At 41.7% G+C, this 22,319-nt stretch carries 17 protein-coding genes; 1 reads left to right on the plus strand and 16 read right to left on the minus strand.

Translation table 11 applies throughout. The features are described 5' to 3' along the window. Positions 1 to 35 precede the first annotated feature (35 nt). The 5 genes from aphA to cmoM all read right to left on the minus strand — a co-directional run bounded on the left by aphA (position 36) and on the right by cmoM (position 8,269). Complete coding sequence (aphA, locus tag G3341_RS14090; RefSeq protein ID WP_163862618.1) at positions 36 to 749, minus strand: acid phosphatase AphA; 714 nt, start codon at positions 747 to 749, stop codon at positions 36 to 38. Positions 750 to 1,007: 258 nt separating this feature from the next. Beyond that, on the minus strand, positions 1,008 to 5,453 hold the full coding sequence (mukB, locus tag G3341_RS14095) for a chromosome partition protein MukB (RefSeq protein ID WP_163862621.1): 4,446 nt from the start codon (positions 5,451 to 5,453) through the stop codon (positions 1,008 to 1,010). Next, positions 5,450 to 6,178, minus strand: coding sequence for a chromosome partition protein MukE (gene mukE, locus G3341_RS14100; protein ID WP_154622457.1), 729 nt, complete (start codon positions 6,176 to 6,178; stop codon positions 5,450 to 5,452). Before mukE ends, mukB begins: the two co-directional genes overlap by 4 nt. Continuing rightward, positions 6,159 to 7,484, minus strand: a complete 1,326-nt coding sequence (gene mukF / locus G3341_RS14105; protein ID WP_154622456.1) for a chromosome partition protein MukF — start codon at positions 7,482 to 7,484, stop codon at positions 6,159 to 6,161. Before mukF ends, mukE begins: the two co-directional genes overlap by 20 nt. After that, entirely contained in the window at positions 7,481 to 8,269 is a 789-nt protein-coding gene (gene cmoM, locus G3341_RS14110; RefSeq protein WP_154622455.1) for a tRNA uridine 5-oxyacetic acid(34) methyltransferase CmoM, read from the minus strand. Before cmoM ends, mukF begins: the two co-directional genes overlap by 4 nt. 417 nt (positions 8,270 to 8,686) lie before the next feature. Between cmoM and elyC the strand changes: the two genes are divergently transcribed. Then, positions 8,687 to 9,514 carry an envelope biogenesis factor ElyC gene (gene elyC, locus G3341_RS14115; RefSeq protein ID WP_154622454.1) on the plus strand — a complete coding sequence of 276 codons (828 nt, stop codon included), beginning with the start codon at positions 8,687 to 8,689 and terminating at the stop codon, positions 9,512 to 9,514. A gap of 71 nt (positions 9,515 to 9,585) precedes the next feature. Here elyC and kdsB read toward each other — a convergent pair whose 3' ends face one another. The 11 genes from kdsB to serC all read right to left on the minus strand — a co-directional run bounded on the left by kdsB (position 9,586) and on the right by serC (position 22,234). Beyond that, the gene (gene kdsB / locus G3341_RS14120) at positions 9,586 to 10,329 is read right to left on the minus strand and encodes a 3-deoxy-manno-octulosonate cytidylyltransferase (protein ID WP_154622453.1); all 744 of its coding nucleotides are present in this window, start codon (positions 10,327 to 10,329) and stop codon (positions 9,586 to 9,588) included. Between the two features lie 5 nt (positions 10,330 to 10,334). Next, entirely contained in the window at positions 10,335 to 10,514 is a 180-nt protein-coding gene (locus G3341_RS14125; RefSeq protein ID WP_154622452.1) for a Trm112 family protein, read from the minus strand. A gap of 144 nt (positions 10,515 to 10,658) precedes the next feature. After that, a complete protein-coding gene (locus G3341_RS14130) occupies positions 10,659 to 10,874 on the minus strand; it encodes a cold-shock protein (RefSeq protein ID WP_154622451.1) in 216 nt (71 codons plus the stop codon). Between the two features lie 385 nt (positions 10,875 to 11,259). Beyond that, a complete protein-coding gene (lpxK, locus tag G3341_RS14135) occupies positions 11,260 to 12,258 on the minus strand; it encodes a tetraacyldisaccharide 4'-kinase (RefSeq protein ID WP_163862624.1) in 999 nt (332 codons plus the stop codon). After that, positions 12,255 to 14,000, minus strand: coding sequence for a lipid A ABC transporter ATP-binding protein/permease MsbA (gene msbA, locus G3341_RS14140; RefSeq protein ID WP_154622449.1), 1,746 nt, complete (start codon positions 13,998 to 14,000; stop codon positions 12,255 to 12,257). The genes lpxK and msbA overlap by 4 nt, the downstream gene beginning before the upstream one ends. 35 nt (positions 14,001 to 14,035) lie before the next feature. Then, positions 14,036 to 16,357: a DNA internalization-related competence protein ComEC/Rec2 gene (locus G3341_RS14145; RefSeq protein WP_163862626.1), complete on the minus strand. Its 2,322-nt coding sequence runs from the start codon at positions 16,355 to 16,357 to the stop codon at positions 14,036 to 14,038. Between the two features lie 329 nt (positions 16,358 to 16,686). Beyond that, on the minus strand, positions 16,687 to 16,974 hold the full coding sequence (gene ihfB, locus G3341_RS14150) for an integration host factor subunit beta (protein ID WP_042846474.1): 288 nt from the start codon (positions 16,972 to 16,974) through the stop codon (positions 16,687 to 16,689). Positions 16,975 to 17,028: 54 nt separating this feature from the next. Next, complete coding sequence (rpsA, locus tag G3341_RS14155; RefSeq protein WP_163862629.1) at positions 17,029 to 18,702, minus strand: 30S ribosomal protein S1; 1,674 nt, start codon at positions 18,700 to 18,702, stop codon at positions 17,029 to 17,031. 175 nt (positions 18,703 to 18,877) lie between these two features. After that, positions 18,878 to 19,561, minus strand: coding sequence for a (d)CMP kinase (cmk, locus tag G3341_RS14160; RefSeq protein ID WP_154624624.1), 684 nt, complete (start codon positions 19,559 to 19,561; stop codon positions 18,878 to 18,880). A 203-nt stretch (positions 19,562 to 19,764) separates the two neighbouring features. After that, the gene (gene aroA, locus G3341_RS14165) at positions 19,765 to 21,039 is read right to left on the minus strand and encodes a 3-phosphoshikimate 1-carboxyvinyltransferase (protein ID WP_163863630.1); all 1,275 of its coding nucleotides are present in this window, start codon (positions 21,037 to 21,039) and stop codon (positions 19,765 to 19,767) included. 106 nt (positions 21,040 to 21,145) lie between these two features. Continuing rightward, positions 21,146 to 22,234: a 3-phosphoserine/phosphohydroxythreonine transaminase gene (gene serC / locus G3341_RS14170; protein ID WP_154624623.1), complete on the minus strand. Its 1,089-nt coding sequence runs from the start codon at positions 22,232 to 22,234 to the stop codon at positions 21,146 to 21,148. Positions 22,235 to 22,319 lie beyond the last annotated feature (85 nt).

Consider the following 22,319-nt stretch of genomic DNA (forward strand, 5'->3'; position numbering starts at 1 on the left):
CTTTAATTTCATTAATATAAGCCAATTAACGCAAATTAGTACTCTGAATTAATCACAACTTCCTCACCAAACTGCCCTGCTTTTGGCAGTGGCTGATAAGAGGAGTTTGCTGCACGTAAGATACGAATACCGCGAATATTTAATTCTCGTGCTGCTGCAATATCGGCATCAGCATCACCATAATAAATTTTTAATTTGTGATCACGCATCCAACTGACTTTATTATTTTGACCAGGCTCATCACCTGCAAAAATGACAGGATTCATTTTATCTTCTGGGATTTTTAGGCCTTCTTGAACATATTTAGTGACGGTTTCTGTTTTTGTTTTAGTACGGCCAGTAATAAAATAAACCGTATCGCCACGTTTTAAGTGCATTTGGACTAAATCGATGCCAACTTTTTTAGGCATACTGAATTTATCCCACTCATTATTCATTTTTTCCCAAAACTCAATATTTTTTAAGTAACTAAAATCATTTGGGGAATATTCCAACTTACCACGATAAAAACCTGGACTAGAAAATAACACGGTATCATCAATATCAAAGCCTACCGCCATTGGAGCTTGACCTTCTAGGCTATTTTTAATTTGCTCAATAGACACCCAATGTATAGGTTTCTGTTCAGCAAGTTCAGCCACCGTCACCCCTGAACTGACGACTTCAGGCATTAATACCTTAGCCTGTGATGTTGCCGTCAAACTGAGTACCAAAGCAACGGCGCTTAAGGTTAATGTCGTTTTTTTCATGTTTAATCCTTATTCATTTATTGACTATGCAGGCATCATGAAAGCAAACCATAACGATATCAAATCTAATTTATTGGGATGCATCACAAGAATTCAGATAATAATGTCTTTCTCTTCATGAAAATGAGACACAAATCTCATTAATATTTTCTGTTTTAGAAGATGCGGCCGAAATACAGTAAATTTAGCTTTAGCTTATTAAAAAAAACGGTGTTAAAAATAACACCGTTTTTCATTTCGCATTAATCAATGAGTGAATTAACTTTGCGATAACTGAGCCTGAATATTTGAATTATCTTGGCCAAAACCTTTAAGACCAACAACATGAACGTGTTCACGGTTATCAAATACTTTACGAACCAATTTATACGTGGTGCCTTTTTCAGGGCTGATATTTTCAGGTGCAGCAATAATTAATTGCATTTCTAATCGTTCACAAAGCTCAAATAAGGTCGCAATAGATTTAGCATCTAGACGAGCCGCTTCATCGAGGAACAACAAACGACAAGGAATAATGTCTTTTGCACGTAAGCGACGTGACTCTTCTTCCCAACTTTGAACGACCATCACCAGTATCGACATCCCCGTACCGATAGCCTCACCGGTCGATAATGCCCCACTTTCCGCTTTCAACCATCCATCTGAACCCCGGTTGACTTCAACCTCAAGTTCAAGATAGTTACGATAATCAAGCAGTTCTTCACCAATAGTCTGTGGTAAGCGTTGCCCCATATCGATCTGAGGATTTAAACGTTGATACAGTTTCGCCATTGCTTCCGAGAAAGTGAGACGCTGGCTAGTAAATAAATCTTGATGCAATTCGCTCTCTTCTGATAACACTGTCAGCATTAATGAGTGACTTTCGCGAATATTAACATTCAGTCTAACCCCTTTAACTTGACCAAATGCAACAGATTGTAAGCCTTGGTTCAACATGCGAATACGGTTTTGCTCACGCTGAATCGTCTTACGAATAATATTCGCCACACTCTTCGAGCTAATCGCCAATTTCTGCTCGCGCGCCGTCAGCTCTTCAGTTAAACGCGCCAGTTCAATTTCCATTTGCTCAATCGCGTCAATAGGATCATCTGTCCGAATGATATCTTGTCGGATACGTTCACGTAGATGCTGATAGACCGCGATAAAGAACTGAATTTTACGTTCTGGACGTTTAGGATCTTCAGACAGGCGTAACACATCTCGCAGATGTTCGTTATCAGCGACCGCGAGACGTAAGGCACCTAATGCCTTATCCGACATAGAACGCAGACTATCGCCATCCGTATACGCTAATTCACGGCGATGTAAGCGACGTTCGACACCATTATCCTTCACTAAACGCATGACAGCACACCAGCCAGCTTTGGCTGAAACTACTTGTTCACGTAAGAGATAATAATCTTTTTCTAACTTACGAATGCGTTTTTGTAAGTTTTCCATTTCAGCTTCGCACAAGGTCAGCTGTTTTTCTAACTGGTTAATACGCGTACGATTTGCCATCACAGATTGATGCAGCTCATCACGGCGTATACGCGCGCGCTCTTGTGCATCAGGATCCGCTTTCACACCAATATCCTGCATTTCGGCTTCTAACTCTTTCAACATCTCTTGTTTAGTATCAAAAGAGCTGCGTAAAGACGCGAGTACCTGATTAAACTGTGCTGACTGAGATTGTTGCTGACGTAATAATTCACGAGCTCGACTTCTTTCGCCTTCCGCTTGTTCTAAGCGTTGACGCAGCTTATCGTTGAGGTCGGCATTTTCGTTGACCATCCCCGTCGAATCACTGTAGCTAAAGTGAGCTCGACGCTGCACCACTTCGACCAACGCGAATGCCTGCTGTTTCGCAATTTGTTGGCTATGTTTTGCCGTTTCATAGTCTTGGCGCAATTGATCATGTTGTTCAGGATCACTGAGTAGCACGGTCACAATCGGCTCAAGTTTTATCAAAGATTGACCATGCTTATTCAAGAAATGCGCCGCTTCTTCAGCCTCTGAGAGCTCATCGCGAATTTCATCAACACGATCAGCCAGCGTTTCATCCATCAATAACCCAACCAATGGTAATAGTCGGTTCAAGGCTGACACAGACTCTTTACCTTGGACAAATTGTTGGCGCTGCTGCTGAGTTTTCTCCTCAAACTGTGCCAAGCTACGCTCAAGTTCCGTGCGTTTTTGGTTCAAAATACGGATTTCAGCTTCAGGGTCGGCTTCGAAGGCGACTGAAATATGTTGGCCGATAAAACGACTAAATGCTTGGTGCGCACGTTGAATTTTTTGTACATCGAATGATAGCGTTGCATAGCGCTCAGCCAAACTATCACGCTCTAATGTTAAAGCATCAAGATGAGTTTCACGTGCGGCACGGCCAAACAATGGCACTTCCGGATAGCGAGAGAAACGCCACTGTCTATCTGACGAACGAACTAGTACCGCGTTTTCAAATTCTTCTGCATCAAAAACACTATCATCAAAAGAGGATGGATCTCCCTCAATAAAATATACGTCTTCAGGGCAATCCTGTAGTGTTTCTAATTGGCTACGAACTGCGGAGAGATCTTGGACAACGATACCATTACGGGCCGGGCCATACAGTGCTGAGAAGTATGGGGCATCATCAATAGTAATATCATCATAGATTTCTGAAAGTAAAACACCACCAAAACGTTCAGCAAGGGCAAGTAAACGACTATCTTCAGCACCACTCGGTTGGCTAAGACGCTCTATTTGCTTTTCTAGCTCACGCCGTTGCGCGGCGACTTCATCACGTTCAACAGTAATTTCCCTTTCTTGCTCAAGCAATTGCTGCATATATTCAGTAACAGCACTGCTTGACTCAAAGGATTCCCCTGACTGTTCATTCAGCTGAGTCAGCGCTTCTTGAGCCATTAACCAAGCTGGTGCTTTAGTCGTTAATGTTTGAATACGCTGGCGGATCTGCTCAATCTCTTGACGCATTTGCATGCGACGTTCGCCGCTTTCATTAACGCCAATACTGAGTTCTTCTTGCTGAGCTTCAATTTCTGCCATTAAGGCATCTAATTCGTCAGGTTCATAGCTTTTGTTATGACGCTTACAAAACTCACTTAATAGACGTTCTGCATTTTGCTGGCTATCTAAACGTTGTTGTAACTCAGATAGCTGCATGCGTAATGGCTGCACACGTTCAGCCAAATGTTGCTGGGAAGACCAGTCACGTAGGAGACTCCTTGCTTGTTGATAAGCATCACTACGGCTGACTTCACCAACGATATTTCTGACGAGTTGATACGCTTGCTCAAACTGACTATGCGCAGCATCGGCAACACTCATTTTCTGCTCTAATGTCAGTAATGCTTCCGTCGCTTGCTGTTCACGGGCTTCAAATGTTTCTAGCCATTCATCTGCATTATCTATTGATAATTCAGGTAATTGGCAGAGTTCACGCGCTCGAGTTAATGCCTGTAAAGCCTGTTGATATTGAATTGCGCGGGTTTGCTGGACATCTAATGCTTGTTGGTAATCGGCCAATTGGCTTTTCAATTCATCAACTTCAATTTCCGCCGCCTCGGAACGTGCTTCAAGTTCTTCCTGCTGTTCAGTCGCTTCAGCAACAACCTCTGATTGTTCTTCCAAGCGATAGGTCAATTCTTCGATATCGGCTTGATAGCGGTCAATTTTTTCTTGTTGGCGTAAAGCGGTTTGCACAAGGTTTAAGTGATCGCTTGCCGCTTGATAATCGGCCTCTAAATCTGAAGACGCGCTATTTTGCTCATTTAACTCACGCGCAATTTCTACGCTACGAACTTGCTCTTGGCGCAGCTGTTTACGGCTAGCGAATAATTCACTCCGAGCCGCCATTGCCGAATCAAGATGAATACGCCTTTCATTGGAATGACGCATATAATCGGCAGACACATAGTCTGTCGCTTGGCTAATTAAATGCTTAAATAGATCACGGTCGGATTGAGTAACACGAATGGCTTCAAGTGTGAGTCGGTTTTCACGTAGTGCGGCTTCCATATCTTGGAATGCCTTACGGACGCCACTATTTTCAGGTAATAAATAATCACGTAACGAACGGGTAATCGCACTGGAAATCCCGCCATAAAGTGAGGCTTCGATCAGACGATAATATTTACTACGATCACTCGCTGAGCGTAAACGTTTTGGCAAAACGCCTAATTCAAAAAGAACCGAATGATAATCCGTAATTGAGTTAAATTGTTTAAAATGAATGCCTTCTTGCTGCTCCATGCGTTCTTTTAAATCATTTAACGCAATCACTTTAGCCTGACGTCCATCGAGTACTTCGGTTAGGATTTCCGTCGGTACTGTCGCGATGGGAACCCCTTGGATCATAAAGGGTTTGATATCAACTTTTTTATCACGCCCAGCGACTTGTTGTAGCCTAACCCCTACCATCACCCGTTGGTGTTTCGAGTTCAGCACATCCAAAATGGCATAGCAAACACCGGGGCGTAATTTACCGTGTAACCCTTTATCTCGTGAACCTGACGTTGCACCTGCTTCGGTAGTATTACGGAAGTGAAGTAATGTGAGATCGGGGATCATAGCAGTAATAAAAGCGGCCATGGTCGTCGATTTACCGGCGCCATTTCCTCCTGAGAGGGTGGTAACCAACTCATCAAGGTCAAAGGTACGCGCAAAAAAACCATTCCAGTTAATCAGCGTCAGTGAGCGAAATTTACCACGTTCAATCATACTTGTTCATCCTCATCACTCTCAGGCGCATCTTGATTTTCATCACTCTCGTCATCTTCACTATCTTGTAAGGATAATCCACCTTCAAGGGAAATCGCCTCACCATCACGGATCATGCGTAATTGTGCTTCTTGTACGTTGTCACCACTACGAACATCGGCACCAAAACGGAAGACTGATTCAGAAATAATAAATTTATTCGCGTCATTTTGAATAAAATGCACCATACCTAGGCGGCGTAAACGGTTCAGAGATGTTCTCAACTTTTCTTGCAGTTTTTGTTTATCTAAGTCCGAACCTGTTGAGCGTTGGTTAACAAACTTCAGCAACTTACTCTCGTCCGCTAAAGACAATAGTTCTTCAAACAGCTCTTGCGCCGTAAAAATACCTTGGTTAGTTAATCGTTCTGGACTCAAGTAGAGGTAACAAAGAATTTTACCTACCATCATGTCCAGTTCAGATAGCACTGAGCGAGGAATCAAGGTCGTTGAGCGAGGACGTAAATAAAAAAAGCCTTCTGGAGCTCGAATCAATTCTACATTATAGCGTGCATAAAATTGTTCCAGTGCTTCTTGAAAATCCATCAAAAAGGCATGGTTATCAAGATCATCAATACTAATATGACGTCCTGAACGCAACTGGCTATCTAGCTCTGGAAAAATGGGATTAGCCAATGCTTGTGCCATTTTAATTGGCATAAATTGTTCAATATTTGTCGATGACATGTGCCTGCACCTTGGCTCCGTGATCATTAATTGCCTGCCACTCTGACGGAAGCCCCGCCAAATCAGCTTCTGCAATACCTAATTTTACAGCCTGATCAATAATAATTCGTGCAACGTCAAAATGACGTTTCTGAGGATACTGCTTTAAGTACGCTTGTACTACCCGAGCAACATCCAGTGGCTGTTGTTCTCGTTTATAGAATGCCAACTCAGTTTCCATCAATTCTGCAAGTCGATCATTCACTTCACTGAATTCTTCAAATTCAAGCTCTGGAGGCAGCTCTCCCATGACTTCTTCGTCATTTAATGCCAGCTCTTCATCACGCATGTCAAATAAGCGATCAGCGTTGGCATAAGTCAATGCCCATGGACTATCTAAGTATTGTTGAACCGACTGACGTAAACGTTGGGAGAAAATACGGTTTTTATCCATATCAATTGCCGTACGGATAAATTTATGAACATGGCGGTCATAGCCTATCCAAAGGTCGATAGACTGCTGTCCCCAGCTGACGATACGGTCTAATTTATTTTGCAGATCATAAACTAACCGATCAACCATATCGGAAAAGACAGGCGCATTCATATTCGCTTCTTGAATGCGTAATAAATTCGCTTGTAACTTATCGCCTGCGGCCTCTAGTGTATCTTGAAGCTCGCGCAATGTGCCTGACGTTTCTGATAATAATTGTTCACAGTTAGCAATAGCGGCTTGCCAGTCTTGGTTTAACAGTGCCGCAATATCTTCTTTGACGCTGTTTTGCTGCTCATCCATAACGCGCTGAGATAAATCAATACTATCGAATATTTCAGCAACTGAATATTTTAATGGCGCAAAGACAAAACGATGCCAATAGAATTCATCACCACCTTCCTCGGCCGCCTCTGCGGCTCTTTGTAGCTCTCCCGCTACAATGGATAGCTGCATAGACAGCCTTAAAGTGGAAAATTCACGTTGACGAATATAATAGTCACTAATACCGATACCAAGCGATGTTAAACGGTATATTGCGTTGCCTTCCGCAATATCACTTGTGAAACGGTTAAATATTTTCTGGCGAACCATATCGTTGATGGCATTATTCGCTCTGACAGATAACGATTCCGTGGTTTGCTCAAACCCTTTACACACCTCACGAAATGCGTCGATCAATTCCCCTTCACTCATTTCACCGTTAACACGTTCGCTGTTTAATACTGCGACTGCCAACAAAAAAGCCAAACGCTCTGCTGGCAGTGAAATTGAAAAATCATTTTTTCGTGCCCAGGACACGAGTTCAGGGACGGTCTGGGAAAAATCACTCATAAATCGTCCTTTATTATTGGTTTTCGTGCCATGACATGAATATAACGTCCCATACTGATATAGGGCTCCTGACGACAATATTGCTGCTCTAAAGCCAACAGTGCAGGGAAATCTTGTTGCTGTAATTGCCTGCTTTGTAGGTAATCATGAAATACTCTGACACCGCTTTTGCCAATAATATCCATTTTACAATCCGACAGCCACTCATCGACCTGTTGGGGTAATAATGGATTTTGTGGCGATAATGAACGTTTACGTCGACGCTGAATATGCGGTGTAGCAAGATGAAAGTTGCCTAAAATTGCATTTCGCATGACTAAACCATTAGCATTATAGAACATCACAGAAAAGACGCCTTCTGGCCTAATTATATCGACCAACTGTTCAATTGCATATTTCTGATCACTAATCCACTCAAGTACAGCATGAAATAACACTAAATCTACGGGTTCTTCAATATGTTGATCAATATCCTGTACTGCACAATGGATAAAGCGCATATTCTCGCTAATCCCTTGTTGTTGAGCAAGTTCGCTGGCACGCTCTAACATTTCTTCAGATAAATCGCAAAGTATGACTTGATGTCCCATTGCTGCAAGTTTGCGTGAAAAATGCCCTTCTCCACCACCTGCATCCAATATACGCAATGTTTGTCCATCAAACTGAGAGTTAATCAGTTGTGTTAAATCTTGCCAAACAACCGCTTCACGTATTTTACCTTTTGTTGTGCCATAGATATTTTTTGCAAATTTATCAGCAATATCATCAAAGTTGCGGTCTACCATGTATTATCCGGTGGTCCTAAAAATGGGCAATTTATGTCCGTTAACCTAACGCCAATCGCCTAATAAACGCCAAAATCAGCCTGTTCTCATCTTGTAAATGATGAAATAAGATCAAATCCAGAATATGATCCAAAACACGCTCAGCTAAAATAGGCTCGAACATCATGCAAAGTATGCAAGGTGGCTGACGCCTAAATGACATACTCTAACTAATTCGAAGTGCAGTTGGCGACCAGGACATTAGTCGCTGAGAGTTTCGATAACTCTATGACTCATACGTATAAACATAGTCAACAACGCTGCAACTTGAAGTCCTGCGAGTATAACAGATAATAGCCTTATTTTGGCATAGTGCTGTTCTGAATTCAGCAATCGGAACAACGAATTGACGATAAATTCCAAAAAATAGGTTCACTTATGCTATTTCTTTTAAAAAAATACCTTGGGGCATTGCTTATGCCATTGCCTCTGCTGCTGATTCTCGGATTCATTGGCATCCTATTATTATGGTTCACTCGTTGGCAAAAAAGCGGCAAAACCTGTGTTTCTATAAGCTTAATATTGATTACCTTATTAGGCTTACAGCCCATTGCTGACAACTTACTGTCTCCTGTCGAAGAGGGCTTTGATAAACGGTATGAGTTAATTACGAATAATCCACCAGACAATATTCACTATATTGTCGTACTCGGTGGGGGCTTTACCTACAACCCCGATTGGAGTCCAAGCTCTAATTTATTAAATAACAGTCTGCCACGCGTTACCGAGGGCATTCGTTTATACCTAAAACACCCTGGAAGCAAATTGATATTTACGGGGGGGAAAGCAAGTAGCTCGATAAGTAGCGCGGAAGTGGCTGCAATGGTCGCCCAATCGCTAGGTGTACCCGCAGAAGATACCATTGCATTGACCGAACCTAAAGACACTCAAGAAGAAGCATTTGAAGTCGAAAAAATTACCGGTAAAGAGCCATTTTTATTAGTGACATCCGCCAATCATTTGCCAAGAGCCATGTCCATGTTTACTGCCCGAGGTATGCAGCCAATTGCCGCCCCCGCAAATCAGCTCGCCATCAAAAGTGCGTTGAATCCTTGGGAAAAATATATCCCTTCAGCCTATTATTTTAGTCATAGCGAACGGGCTTGGTATGAATTAATCGGCTCTATCTGGTTTTATTTAAAACCCGATAATACTCAGCCCCTTGAAACGCCTTTACTCACCCCTGATACCGTAGAGGCTGAATAAATTAAAGCTAACAAAAAAGGTGTGACTCAACGATGAGTACACACCTTATTTCACAATAAGCTATGGGCGGATTATTTGAATTGCTTTCTCACGACTTCAAGGTCTTCGGGTGTATCCACGCCCGCCCCCGGTGCTTTTTCGGCCACCGCGACATGAATTTTCTCTCCATACCACAGCACTCTTAACTGTTCTAGCATTTCGATTTTTTCTAATGGGCTTGTTTCCCATTTAATATAGCGACGGATAAAACCCGCTCGGTAAGCATAGATCCCAATATGACGTAAGAAGTGATCACCAATCGTGTCTTGATTAATCGCAAATCTATCTCTCTCCCATGGAATGGTCGCTCGAGAAAAATAAAGCGCATAACCTTCATGATCCGTTACCACCTTCACCGCGTTTGGGTTAAAAGCTTCTTGGACATCATGAATAGGAACAGCCAATGTTCCCATTTGTGCCTGACTACCGTGAAGATTTCTAGCGACTTGACTGATAATTTCAGGTGGGATCAAAGGCTCATCCCCCTGTACATTCACGATAATCTCGTCATCAGAAAACCCGTAGGTGTCAATCACTTCAGCTAATCGTTCTGTACCTGATTGATGATTCGGGTCAGTCATGCAGGCTTCACCGCCTGCTTGAATAACCGCATGCGCAACATCAGGATGATCTGTTGCGACAACAACACGTGATGCACCTGATTTAATCGCTTGTTCCATGACTCTTACCACCATCGGCTTGCCATGAATATCAGCCAGTGGTTTACCCGGTAAACGAGTCGAAGCATAACGAGCAGGAATAATGACGGTAAACATAATGATTACTGTCCTTCATCCAGTGCAACTTGGCGTGCTTCCGTTTCTAACAGGACAGGAATACCATCACGAATAGGATATGCGAGGTGATCGAATTTGCAAATAAGTTCAAGGTTTTCTTTGTGATAGCTTAATTTGCCATGACAAACAGGACAAGCAATGATTTCAAGTAAACGGTGATCCATGTTTTCTCCCAAATGGATTTAACTCACTTCCCATCAGGATAGCACAAGCAGATATCACCGTTAACTTTAATCTTTTTGAATAGACTCTCCTGCGAGCGATTGAGAGGATAGGTGCAGGAGATAATAGCTCTGTTAATTATTTAATTAATAAGCGATGACATCAGCAGCCGTTATGCCATCAGAATTGCGAGTAACAGAAAACTCGACGTTTTGACCTTCAGATAATGATTTGATTTTTTTATTTGCAATTGATTTACGTGTAACAAAGATATCGTCACCGCCATTCATTGGTGAAATAAATCCATAACCTTTATTTGCATCAAACCATTTCACTCGGCCCATATGTAATTGAAAATTCATATTAAAACTCCTTTTGTTCTTAGAACAATAATTCTATTTATTGTTTTACTATTACTCTTTACACGTTATACCCCATGATAAATTGCCGATTTATTAAAACGCTTTAAGAGCAAGTAAACTATTACCATTAGATGTGCTTTATCAAATAACACATACAATTAACGACCTTCCACGTACCAATAATCCACTGTAACTTAACAGCACTCTTTGACATTAAGATGACAAAACTGATGAGTAAACGTGGAAATTGCGAGGATATAAAGACTAACTAAATAAACAGGTCGTGAGTCAATTAAACATAGTCTCTATTTATCAATGTATTACATTTATACATACAATAAGGAGATCTATATCACGTTGTAGATATTATTATCACAGTAAATGGTTATAGACAAGTTTTTTTATGGCGCTCTATCGTATTTTTTATTTCATTGAGTATTTTTATCTCACCTTGAGCATCAAAAGATGCATCAACAGGTAGATACCACCAATTAGCTTGAGCGAAAGACTGGCATTTAACCGCATCTTTTTCTGTCATTAATAATGGCTCATCATTTGGTGTTAGCGCTGACAGTTGCTGTTTTTGATAAGGATGATGATCTGCAAAAGCGTAAGATTGAATAACCTGTATGCCCTTTTTTTCAAGAGAATCAAAAAAACGAGGGGGATGGCCAATACCAGCCATAGCAATCACTTGCTTAAGATCGCTAACGGCACATTTTTCACCACTGAGTAAATTAACTGCTGCATCACCTTCTAATGCCATGGTTATTTCATTAGTTTTTGGTTGCCCACCATTGACAATCACCGCGTTAACGGAGTTCAAACGCCCTGCTCGTTCACGCATTGGCCCTGCGGGTAGCCACCAGCCATTTCCAAAACGACGCTGACCATCAATCACAACAATTTCATAGTCTCTAGCAAGGGCATAATGCTGTAAACCGTCATCAGTCACGATCACATCTAATGAATAAGCTTCGAGTAATGCTTTCACTGCATCACTACGCTTGGGAGCCACAGCTACGGGGACTTGAGTGCGATAATGAATTAAAATTGGTTCATCACCGGCCTCTGAGGTGGTAGTGGTGGATGAAACGACTAACGGATAGTGTTGAGCTTTCCCACCATAGCCACGAGAAACAACACCAACGCGATAACCTTTTTGGGTTAGTGATTCAACTAACCAAATAACGACAGGCGTTTTACCATTTCCCCCTGCCGTTAAATTACCTACAACAATCACTGGGACGGGTGCCTTCCAAGAAGGCAATAGGCCAACTTTATAAGCCATACGTCTAACTAACGCGATCACACCATATAGTAGTGATAGCGGAAGGAGTAAGATATAAAGCCATGATTGGCCCGCCCAGATTCGTTCTATCATTGGCTAAACTGTATCTTATGTAATTGAGCATAGGCACCATTTTTAGCCAATAATTCTTTATGGTTACCACGTTCAATAATACGACCATCTTGGACAACGACAATTTCATCCGCGTTCTCAATCGTCGATAAGCGGTGAGCAATCACTAAAGATGTTCTATTTTTTTGCAATTCATCTAACGCGGCTTGAATCGCTCTTTCAGATTCCGTATCAAGCGCTGATGTTGCTTCATCCAAGATCAGGATCGGTGCATCGCGCAGTAATGCTCTCGCAATCGCGATACGTTGGCGCTGCCCTCCAGATAACATCACCCCATTTTCGCCAATAACCGTATCTAATCCCTTATCAAGTTTTGAGATAAAGTCCATCGCATAAGCCATCTCTGCTGCTTTTTCAATTTGTTCGCGGCTAAAACGCCCATCGGTAGCATAAGCGATGTTGTTCGCAATAGTGTCATTGAATAAATAAACGTGTTGCGATACTAAAGCAACTTGGCTACGAAGTGACTCCAGCGTGTATTCTTTGATATCGTGGCCATCAATATAAATACTGCCTTTATCAATATCATAAAAACGCGTAATCAAATTGGCGATGGTAGATTTACCAGAACCTGAACGCCCGACTAAAGCAACAGATTTACCTGCGGGTAAAGTGAAAGAAATATCCTCTAATGCTGGATGCTCTTTCGTCGCATAGGTAAAGGTCACATTTTTAAACTCAATATCCCCCTTCACATTCGAGAGTACTTTAGTTCCTTCATCTTTTTCTTGTTCACTGTCTAAAATCGCAAACAGCGTTTGGCATGCAGCCATACCACGTTGAAATTGAGAGTTAACATTAGTTAACGATTTCAAAGGGCGCATTAATGCAAACATTGATGAAAAGACAACCGCAATAGTTCCCGACGTTAATTGCTCACGAATCTCAGGGAAGCTTGCTGCATATAAAACAAATGCCAGTGCAAAAGAGGCAATTAACTGGATGATAGGATCTGAAATCGCCGATGCGGTAACCATTTTCATCGACTGGCTACGCATATTATTACTGACTTTATTAAAGCGCTCAGTTTCAACTTTCTGTCCACCAAAAATTAAAACTTCTTTATGCCCTTTTAGCATTTGTTCAGCACTGGCCGTCACATGCCCCATGCCTGTTTGCATATTTTTGCTGATCTTACGAAACCGCTTTGAAACGATACGGATCGTAATCGAGACAATAGGTGCGATAACAATCAGAATGAGGGACAGTTGCCAGCTATAATAGAACATCATCGCAAATAAACCGATGATGTATGCGCTTTCGCGAATAATGGTGATTAATGCACCGGAAGATGATGCTGCAACCTGTTCAGAGTCATAGGTAATACGGGACAGTAGCGTGCCAGTTGATTGCTGATCAAAAAAGCTGACTGGCATCCCCATCATATGGCGGAATAACCTACGACGCATACTCATGACGACTTGCCCAGAAACCCAAGAAACACAATAGGTCGAAACAAAACTGGACAATCCGCGGATAACAATTAGACCTAACACCGCAATAGGGAGCCATTTTAAAACGTCATTATCTGCTTTATCAAACCCTTCATCGAGTAAAGGTTTTAATAAAGAAATCATAAACGCATCCCCTGCTGCGTTGATGATCAAGGCAATAGCTGCAACAACCAAACCCGCTTTAAACGGCGAAATAGTAGGCCATAACCGGCGAAACGTTTGTCGTGTCGAAAGGTCTTTATCAATCATATTATTATTACCAAACTTAATGTAAGCGCACTATTCTACTCGGGAAATGTCAGATCACCAAACCAGAGATGATACCAGCGTGGATGTATTTCCTGTCTATACCGAGCTATTTGTAATTTTTCTTTTTTAAACCAAACGGTTATCTGTCCAGATTCCGCCGTGTTAATCCATTTAATATTACTGTGTTTGTACCGTAAATACACTTTATGCGATGGTATTTTCCAAGGGCTGTATCTTGCAGAAGAGACTAATACCACCTTTGGTGAAACGGTTCTAATGAATAATGAGGTTGATGAAGTATTACTACCATGGTGTGGTGCAAACAGAATATCTGAATCTAATTGATGCTTATAAAGTGCGGTGATCGCTTTTTCTCCCTGATTTTCTATATCACCTGTCAGTAAAATTTTATGCTTTCCATCACTCAACATAATGACACAAGAATCATTATTGTGTGACTTTTTAGATAACTGTTCCGGCCACAGTACTTCAAAATTCAGCTTGCCCCATTGCCAGCGCTGCCCTTTATAACAAGGAAGGTGCTTTTTACCGCCAAAACTGCTGCGTATATTTAACCAAGGGTATTGCCTAGTTAGGAAATTAACACCACCAGTATGATCGAGATGGTTATGACTCAAAATAATCCCCATAGGAATAATTTTTTTGCGTTTGAGGTAAGGGATTATCTGCCGTTGTGCATTATTTCCATCAGCCCAACGGTTTCCTGTATCATAGAGATACGCCACCCCATTTTGTTGTATAATGACAGCAAGCCCATGGCCTATATCAAGGGTAGTTAAGCTCCATTGTGGCTCCTCTTTATCAGCGTTGTTCTCTGTCCCTATACATATCGCAATAATACAACCTAATAATCCAATATAAGATTTATACCAACCAAATGTGATAAATCCGCCGATTAGCCAACAAAATAAAAAGAGCCATACTGATATTGATGGTAGCTCAAACCAAAAATGACTTAACCCCTTTAATGGCTTTATGCCTAGCGATATGATCCTATCGATAAGCTGTAAAATAAACTGATGGATATCAGGTACTGGAAACGGCAACAATAGAAATGATAACAAAATGAAAGGAACAACTAACCATGACACAATTGGCACTAACCATAAATTAGCCCAAAAATTCATTAAGTTAAAACCTTGAAATAGCATGATTTGTATTGGCGCTAATAAGATTAATAACCCGACTTGTAGATGAATAAAGGGAATAATCCATCGCATTATTTTAGGGTAATGAGAATATGACGCCAAAGGGAATAATTGGAACCAATATAAAATGGCTAACACCGCAAAACTGGACAGCCAAAAACTATCAGACAATATTGCTAAAGGGTCCGCCGCAATAATTAGCCCGATACTCCATATTGCCCATTGCCATGAGAAATAACGGCTATTTTGCTGTGTAATATATATCCATAACCCTAATGCAATTAGAGCTCTTACCGCAGGAATCGCGAAGCCTGAAATCCATCCATAAAGCCCAGCAAAAATAAAACCGATGACAATCGGTATGTTAGGATTAATGAAGTAACGGGGAAGTCGGTAAAGTAAAAGCCGCGCAATCCAATAGCCTAAAAGATAAGATAAACCAATATGTAAACCAGATATCGCAATCAGATGACTCACACCCGTATTTTGCAACAGCATGGATAATTTTGTTGTTAATAACCCGCGTTCTCCAAACATTAATGCATAAGTGATACCTGCATTTTCTAATATGGATATATTCTTCTTGTACGACTCGATGATATTATGTCTAGGTGAGCACTGGGAATTAATCACTGTAGATTGTGAGCTTTTTAATTTCCCTATAATACGTTGAGATAAGCGATAACGTTGTTGGTCGAATCCTCCTTCATTCAAAGAGGCATGTAATGGGTTTAAACGCGCATGAATCCGCCAAGACTGCCCTTCACAAAGTTTATTATTCGTTTTACCTTTCGCTTGCCATACCGCATAAAGTGGAGGAAAAACAAATTTCCCCTCTATTTTATCTATTCTGACCTTGATTTTCCCTTTCTCTTGATTGAATAAAGGAGAACTGATAATCGTAATATCTAAAGGTTGATACCGTTGAGATAAGAGATTTATTTTTTCGATAACCTCATTTGCATGCCAACATGCCCATATAAAAGAGATGATGATTAAAATAAAAAACTTTAAATTGCGTTGGGCTTTAATAAAAGCGAAGAAAAGCAATAAAATTATTAATAAATAATTTATTTGGGGAATATCATGAATAAATAAAATAGGTAGTGCGCCTATGAAAATGGCTATTGCTGCTAAAGTATAGGAAAGTTTTCCCCCTCGAAAAAGCGCCAACCAACTTTCAAGCATAGTATCGCCTCTCAGTACGCCACGTGAATAATTAGCATACTTAGGCCAATAATATTAATAAACGTATCATAATCAATGATACGAGCAGCTTCCCAGTTATGAATGCAAATCAGAAAAATGTGATCTTTTTTAAGTGCGCCTTCGCAAATTGCGAATAATTTTCTTATTTAAGATGCAAACCCCTCTACTTACCATTTATTTGTTTAGTTAGTTAGTTAGTTAGTTAGTTAGTTAGTTAGTTAGTTAGTTAGTTAGTTAGTTAAATAATAAAAAACGGCGCTACATAATGTAAACGCCGTTTTGAACTAATAATTAAGATTTATAGTCAATTACTGACCATAAATATTTACACGGTCACGTAATTCCTTACCGGGTTTAAAGTGAGGAACGTATTTACCTTCCAACTCCACTTTGTCTCCAGTTTTTGGGTTACGCCCAACACGCGGAGCACGGTAGTGAAGAGAAAAACTGCCGAATCCGCGGACTTCTATACGTTCACCACCAGCCAGGGTATCTGCCATATGCTCGAGAATTTCTTTAACAGCTTCCTCGACCGTTTTTGCTGACAAATGAGATTGCTGGCTAGCCAGTCTTTCGATTAACTCAGACTTGGTCATAGTACCTCCCTAAACTACCGTTACGAAGGGGCAACTTTCGTGCCCCCACCTTAATTATTCGCCTTTAGCTGCTTTGAAAGCTTCAGCCATTGCGTTGTTACCAAAGCTAGTATCTTCTTGCTTGTTCACAGTAGCGATAGCGTCTTTTTCATCAGCTTCGTCTTTTGCACGAACAGACAGGTTGATTACACGGTTTTTACGGTCAACACCCGTGTATTTAGCTTCAACATCATCACCTACTTTCAGAATCTGTGTTGCATCTTCAACACGGTCACGTGAAGCTTCAGAAGCACGTAGGTAACCTTCAACGCCCAGAGTCAGCTCAACAGTTGCACCTTTAGCATCAACTGCGATAACTTTACCAGTTACGATTGCGCCTTTCTTAGTTGCTGCTAAGTAGTTGTTGAATGGATCTTCAGCTAACTGCTTAACACCTAGAGAAATACGCTCACGCTCTGCATCGACTTGCAGAACAACAGCTGCGATTTCGTCACCTTTTTTGTATTCACGAACTGCTTCTTCGCCTGCAACGTTCCAGGAGATGTCAGACAGGTGAACCAGGCCATCGATACCGCCTTCCAGTCCGATGAAGATACCAAAGTCAGTGATTGACTTGATTTTACCTTCAACGCGGTCGCCTTTGTTGTGAGTTTCTGCAAATTGCTGCCATGGGTTAGATTTGCATTGTTTCAGGCCCAGGGAGATACGACGACGTTCTTCATCGATATCCAGAACCATAACTTCAACAACATCACCAACATTCACAACTTTAGATGGGTGGATGTTTTTGTTAGTCCAATCCATTTCTGAAACGTGAACCAGACCTTCAACGCCTTCTTCGATTTCTACGAAGCAACCATAGTCAGTCAGGTTAGTAACGCGACCAGTCAGTTTAGTACCTTCTGGGTAACGTTTAGCGATTGCGACCCAAGGATCTTCGCCCAGTTGTTTCAGACCCAGAGAAACACGAGTGCGCTCACGGTCGAATTTCAGAACTTTAACTGTGATTTCATCACCAACATTGACGATTTCGCTTGGGTGTTTAACACGTTTCCAAGCCATATCAGTGATGTGCAGCAGGCCATCAACACCGCCGAGGTCAACGAATGCACCGTAGTCAGTAAGGTTCTTAACGATACCTTTAACTTCCATGCCTTCTTGCAGATTTTCGAGCAGTTGATCACGTTCTGCGCTGCTTTCAGATTCAATTACAGCACGGCGAGAAACAACAACGTTGTTGCGTTTCTGATCCAGCTTAATAACTTTGAACTCTAGCTCTTTGCCTTCCAAGTGCGTAGTGTCACGAACTGGGCGAACGTCTACCAGTGAACCAGGTAAGAACGCACGGATGCCGTTCAGTTCAACAGTGAAACCACCTTTAACTTTACCGTTGATAACACCTGTTACAGTTTCAGCTTCTTCGTAAGCTTTTTCCAGCATCAGCCATGCTTCATGACGTTTAGCTTTCTCACGAGAAAGGATAGTTTCACCGAAACCATCTTCAACTGCATCCAGAGCTACGTCGATTTCGTCGCCAACTTGGATTTCTAGCTCACCCTGAGCATTTTTGAATTGTTCTACTGGGATAGCAGATTCAGATTTCAGACCTGCGTCAACTAGAACAACGTCTTTATCGATGGCAACAACTGTACCACGGACGATAGAACCAGGACGGGTTTCAATATTCTGCAGGGATTCTTCAAAGAGTTGAGCAAAAGATTCTGTCATATTAATGATCTTCAAGGGTTTTTAATTAACGTCCATTCAGCTTCCGGCCAAATGGGGTTGTTTCACATACCCCACAACTTTCCATGTCATAAGGTTGCTACCATGTTGAACTAAAAATCAACATAGTATTAAGTGCGTATACTATCTACATTATAAGCTAAAATACAGCCAATTATTAAGATAATTGTAGAATTTTTTTCGCATAGGCCTGTGCTTTTTCAATGACTTCCCCAATAGACATACTTGTGGAATCCAGTATTAAAGCATCCTTCGCGGCGACTAAAGGCGCAACTTTACGGTTACGATCCCGATAATCACGTTCTTGTATTTCGGTCAAAAGTCGTTCAAAGTTAACATCAAACCCTTTTTCCTGCAACTGCTTCATACGTCGATGAGCTCGCTCTTCGGCAGAGGCATCCAGGAAAATTTTGACTGGCGCATCAGGAAAAACAACGGTTCCCATATCACGGCCATCCGCAATCAGCCCAGGCATAGCCCTAAAAGCGCGCTGACGGCGCAGCAAAGCTTCCCTTACGCGGGGGAAAGCCGCTATTTGTGATGCTGTCTTACCGACATCTTCAGTACGAATTTGATTTGAAACATCTTCGCCTTCTAAAATCACTTTTAACTGGTCTTCTTCAGGTACAAAGCGTACATCGAGATTTGCCGCTAAAGGCACTAACGCATCTTCTGACTGAATATCAACATGATGATGCAGTGCTGCTAATGCGAGAACGCGATAAATAGCGCCAGAATCTAAGAGTTGCCATCCAAACTGATTTGCCAGCGCTTGGCATAATGTACCTTTACCAGCTCCGCTTGGTCCATCAACGGTGATTACAGGGGCTACAGCCACCATAAAAGGTCTCCTTCATCTGCAAGTGATTTAAGCACCTGCAATTAAAATCTGTGGCTGTATTATACCTACTCGACGATTTTGTGAAATAAGTGCTTGCCAATGAGTTAAAGAAAAAACCTAGACCAAATAACGTTAGCAACGATGAAATGAAGGCACTGACTGACATTACGGCTATTTATGTCAGTCAGTCGATTGATTAAAATTTAACTCAAACGTGCCAGCTGTTGGAAATAATCAGGGAATGTTTTTGCTGTACAGCCAGGATCAAGAATTGTCACTGGTGTATCGGATAGAGCCACCAGTGAAAAACACATTGCAATTCGATGATCGTTGTACGTTTCAATTTCCGCATGCTGCAATTGTGCTGGAGGAACAATACGAATAAAATCATATCCTTCTTCAACTTCAGCACCGACTTTTCGTAATTCTGTCGCCATTGCATACAACCTGTCAGTTTCTTTTACACGCCAGTTGTAAATATTGCGGATCACGGTTTCCCCTTTCGCAAATAAGGCGACGGTACCAATTGTCATTGCCGCATCGGGGATAGCATTCATATCCATATCAATGCCGCTAAGAGTCCCTCGTTCACACTCAACAAAGTCATCCCCCCAACGGATTGTCGCTCCCATTTTTTCCAGTACATTGGCAAATTTAGTATCACCCTGTAGGCTATTACGGCCAATACCTGTCACCCTTACTGTTCCCCCTTTAATTGCCGCTGCGGCGAGGAAATAAGAAGCGGACGAAGCATCACCTTCAACCAAATATTCACCCGGTGATTGATACTGCTGTTGTCCCTGAATAATAAATTGCTGGTATTGATGATTTTCTACTTTGACACCGAATGTATCCATCAATGCAAGTGTAATATCAATATAAGGTTTTGAAACCAAATCACCTGAAATCGTAATGACGGTATCTTTCTTCGCCAAGGGCGCTGCCATGAGAAGCGCGGTTAAAAATTGGCTGGAAACCGAACCATCCACCGATATTGCGCCACCAGAAAAACCACCTTGTAAACGAATGGGGGGATAATTCTCTTGTTCTAAATATTCAATAACGGCCCCGCCTTCACGTAAAGCATCAACTAGATGCCCAATTGGGCGCTCTTTCATGCGAGGCTCGCCGGTTAGAATAATGTTATTCGCGGCTAACGAGAGTACTGCCGTTAAAGGACGCATTGCCGTACCCGCATTGCCTAGAAAAATATCTAATTGTTCTGGGTGACACAGAATGCCGCCAAGACCTTTAACACTGCAACGGGTTTTATCTTCAGACAATTGATAATCAATACCTAATTGGCTTAATGCATTCAGCATATGGCGAATATCATCACTGTCTAATAAGTTTGTCAGCACCGTTGTGCCGTTAGCCATTGCCGCTAATAAAAGCGCTCGGTTCGATACACTTTTAGACCCTGGCAGGTTGATCGTTCCGTTGATTGAAGAGATAGGTTGTAATGTCAGGGATTGCATAAAGCGCGGGTTCTCCAATACTGTTTTCCTAATAATTTATTATCGTTTTCAAAATAGAAGAGAGTAAAACCCGACCTAACATTCAATGCTTAGGTCGGGAAATCGATTACGCGTGGCGACGTTCAAAGTCAGCCATAAAGTCAACAAGAGCTTGGACCCCAGCTAATGGCATTGCATTATAGATTGATGCACGCATACCACCAGAAACACGGTGCCCTTTGAGTGACAATAGGCCTTGTGCTTTTGCTTCCTCAAGGAATTTTTCATCCAGTGCAGGGTTTTGCATTTGGAAAGGCACGTTCATCCACGAACGATTTTCCACCGCGACTCGGTTGATATAAAACTCACTGTCATCGATTGCGTTATACAGTAACTGGGATTTTTCATAGTTACGTTTTGCCATCTCTTGCAGGCCGCCCTGTTCTTTTAACCATTTGAAAACCATGCCTGATAAGTACCAAGCAAAGGTAGGCGGTGTATTAAACATAGAGTCATATTTAGCCAGCACCGTATAATCCAGCACGGAAGGTGTTTGTTTTGCTGCTTTACCGAGTAAATCTTCACGAATAATCACAATTGTTAAGCCGGCAGGACCAATATTTTTCTGTGCACCAGCGTAAACAACCCCGTAACGGCTAATATCGATAGGTTTAGAAAGAATGGATGATGAATAATCTGCAATAATGACTTTATCTTTAGGGAAATCAGGTTCTTCATGAATAGCGAGACCATCAATGGTTTCATTAGGGCAGTAGTGAACATAAGCTGCCTCTTGGCTTAATTGCCATTCACTCATCGGTTTAATACCTAAAACACCGTCTTTTTCTTGTTTTACTTGAATAATATTAGGTGAGCAGTATTTTTGTGCTTCTTCTGCTGCTGATTCGGCCCAATATCCACCAACAATATAGTCAGCGGTGGATTTATCGCCTAATAGATTCATCGGCAATGCCGCAAAATGACCGCGGGCACCCCCATGGCAAAATAACACTTTATAATTTTGTGGGATATTTAACAGATCACGTAGATTTTGCTCTGCTTCTTCTGCCACAGCAATAAAATCTTTACCGCGGTGGCTAACTTCCATGACAGAAACGCCCAAACCTTTCCAGTTACAAAACTCCTGTTCAGCACGACGCATGACCTCGACGGGTAGCATTGCAGGACCCGCACTGAAATTATAAACCTGACTCATTGATTTCACCCTATCTTCAATTTCAACAATGTTTGTTAAATTAATTCAGTGACTATGGTTGTATCATCCCCCGTCGCTGGCTGCA

The organism is Providencia vermicola (assembly GCF_010748935.1).
GTDB lineage: Bacteria > Pseudomonadota > Gammaproteobacteria > Enterobacterales > Enterobacteriaceae > Providencia > Providencia zhejiangensis.

Excerpts from the sequence above, each read along its gene's own strand:
- elyC (WP_154622454.1), top strand. The coding sequence starts at position 8,687 with ATGCTATTTCTTTTAAAAAAATACCTTGGGGCATTGCTTATGCCATTG.
- mukF (WP_154622456.1), bottom strand. The coding sequence starts at position 7,484 with ATGAGTGATTTTTCCCAGACCGTCCCTGAACTCGTGTCCTGGGCACGA.
- serC (WP_154624623.1), bottom strand. The coding sequence starts at position 22,234 with ATGAGTCAGGTTTATAATTTCAGTGCGGGTCCTGCAATGCTACCCGTC.
- G3341_RS14125 (WP_154622452.1), bottom strand. The coding sequence starts at position 10,514 with ATGGATCACCGTTTACTTGAAATCATTGCTTGTCCTGTTTGTCATGGC.
- ihfB (WP_042846474.1), bottom strand. The coding sequence starts at position 16,974 with ATGACCAAGTCTGAGTTAATCGAAAGACTGGCTAGCCAGCAATCTCAT.
- rpsA (WP_163862629.1), bottom strand. The coding sequence starts at position 18,702 with ATGACAGAATCTTTTGCTCAACTCTTTGAAGAATCCCTGCAGAATATT.
- cmoM (WP_154622455.1), bottom strand. The coding sequence starts at position 8,269 with ATGGTAGACCGCAACTTTGATGATATTGCTGATAAATTTGCAAAAAAT.
- cmk (WP_154624624.1), bottom strand. The coding sequence starts at position 19,561 with ATGGTGGCTGTAGCCCCTGTAATCACCGTTGATGGACCAAGCGGAGCT.
- mukE (WP_154622457.1), bottom strand. The coding sequence starts at position 6,178 with ATGTCATCGACAAATATTGAACAATTTATGCCAATTAAAATGGCACAA.
- lpxK (WP_163862624.1), bottom strand. The coding sequence starts at position 12,258 with ATGATAGAACGAATCTGGGCGGGCCAATCATGGCTTTATATCTTACTC.
- aroA (WP_163863630.1), bottom strand. The coding sequence starts at position 21,039 with ATGCAATCCCTGACATTACAACCTATCTCTTCAATCAACGGAACGATC.
- kdsB (WP_154622453.1), bottom strand. The coding sequence starts at position 10,329 with ATGTTTACCGTCATTATTCCTGCTCGTTATGCTTCGACTCGTTTACCG.
- msbA (WP_154622449.1), bottom strand. The coding sequence starts at position 14,000 with ATGATTGATAAAGACCTTTCGACACGACAAACGTTTCGCCGGTTATGG.
- aphA (WP_163862618.1), bottom strand. The coding sequence starts at position 749 with ATGAAAAAAACGACATTAACCTTAAGCGCCGTTGCTTTGGTACTCAGT.
- mukB (WP_163862621.1), bottom strand. The coding sequence starts at position 5,453 with ATGATTGAACGTGGTAAATTTCGCTCACTGACGCTGATTAACTGGAAT.
- G3341_RS14145 (WP_163862626.1), bottom strand. The coding sequence starts at position 16,357 with ATGCTTGAAAGTTGGTTGGCGCTTTTTCGAGGGGGAAAACTTTCCTAT.
- G3341_RS14130 (WP_154622451.1), bottom strand. The coding sequence starts at position 10,874 with ATGAATTTTCAATTACATATGGGCCGAGTGAAATGGTTTGATGCAAAT.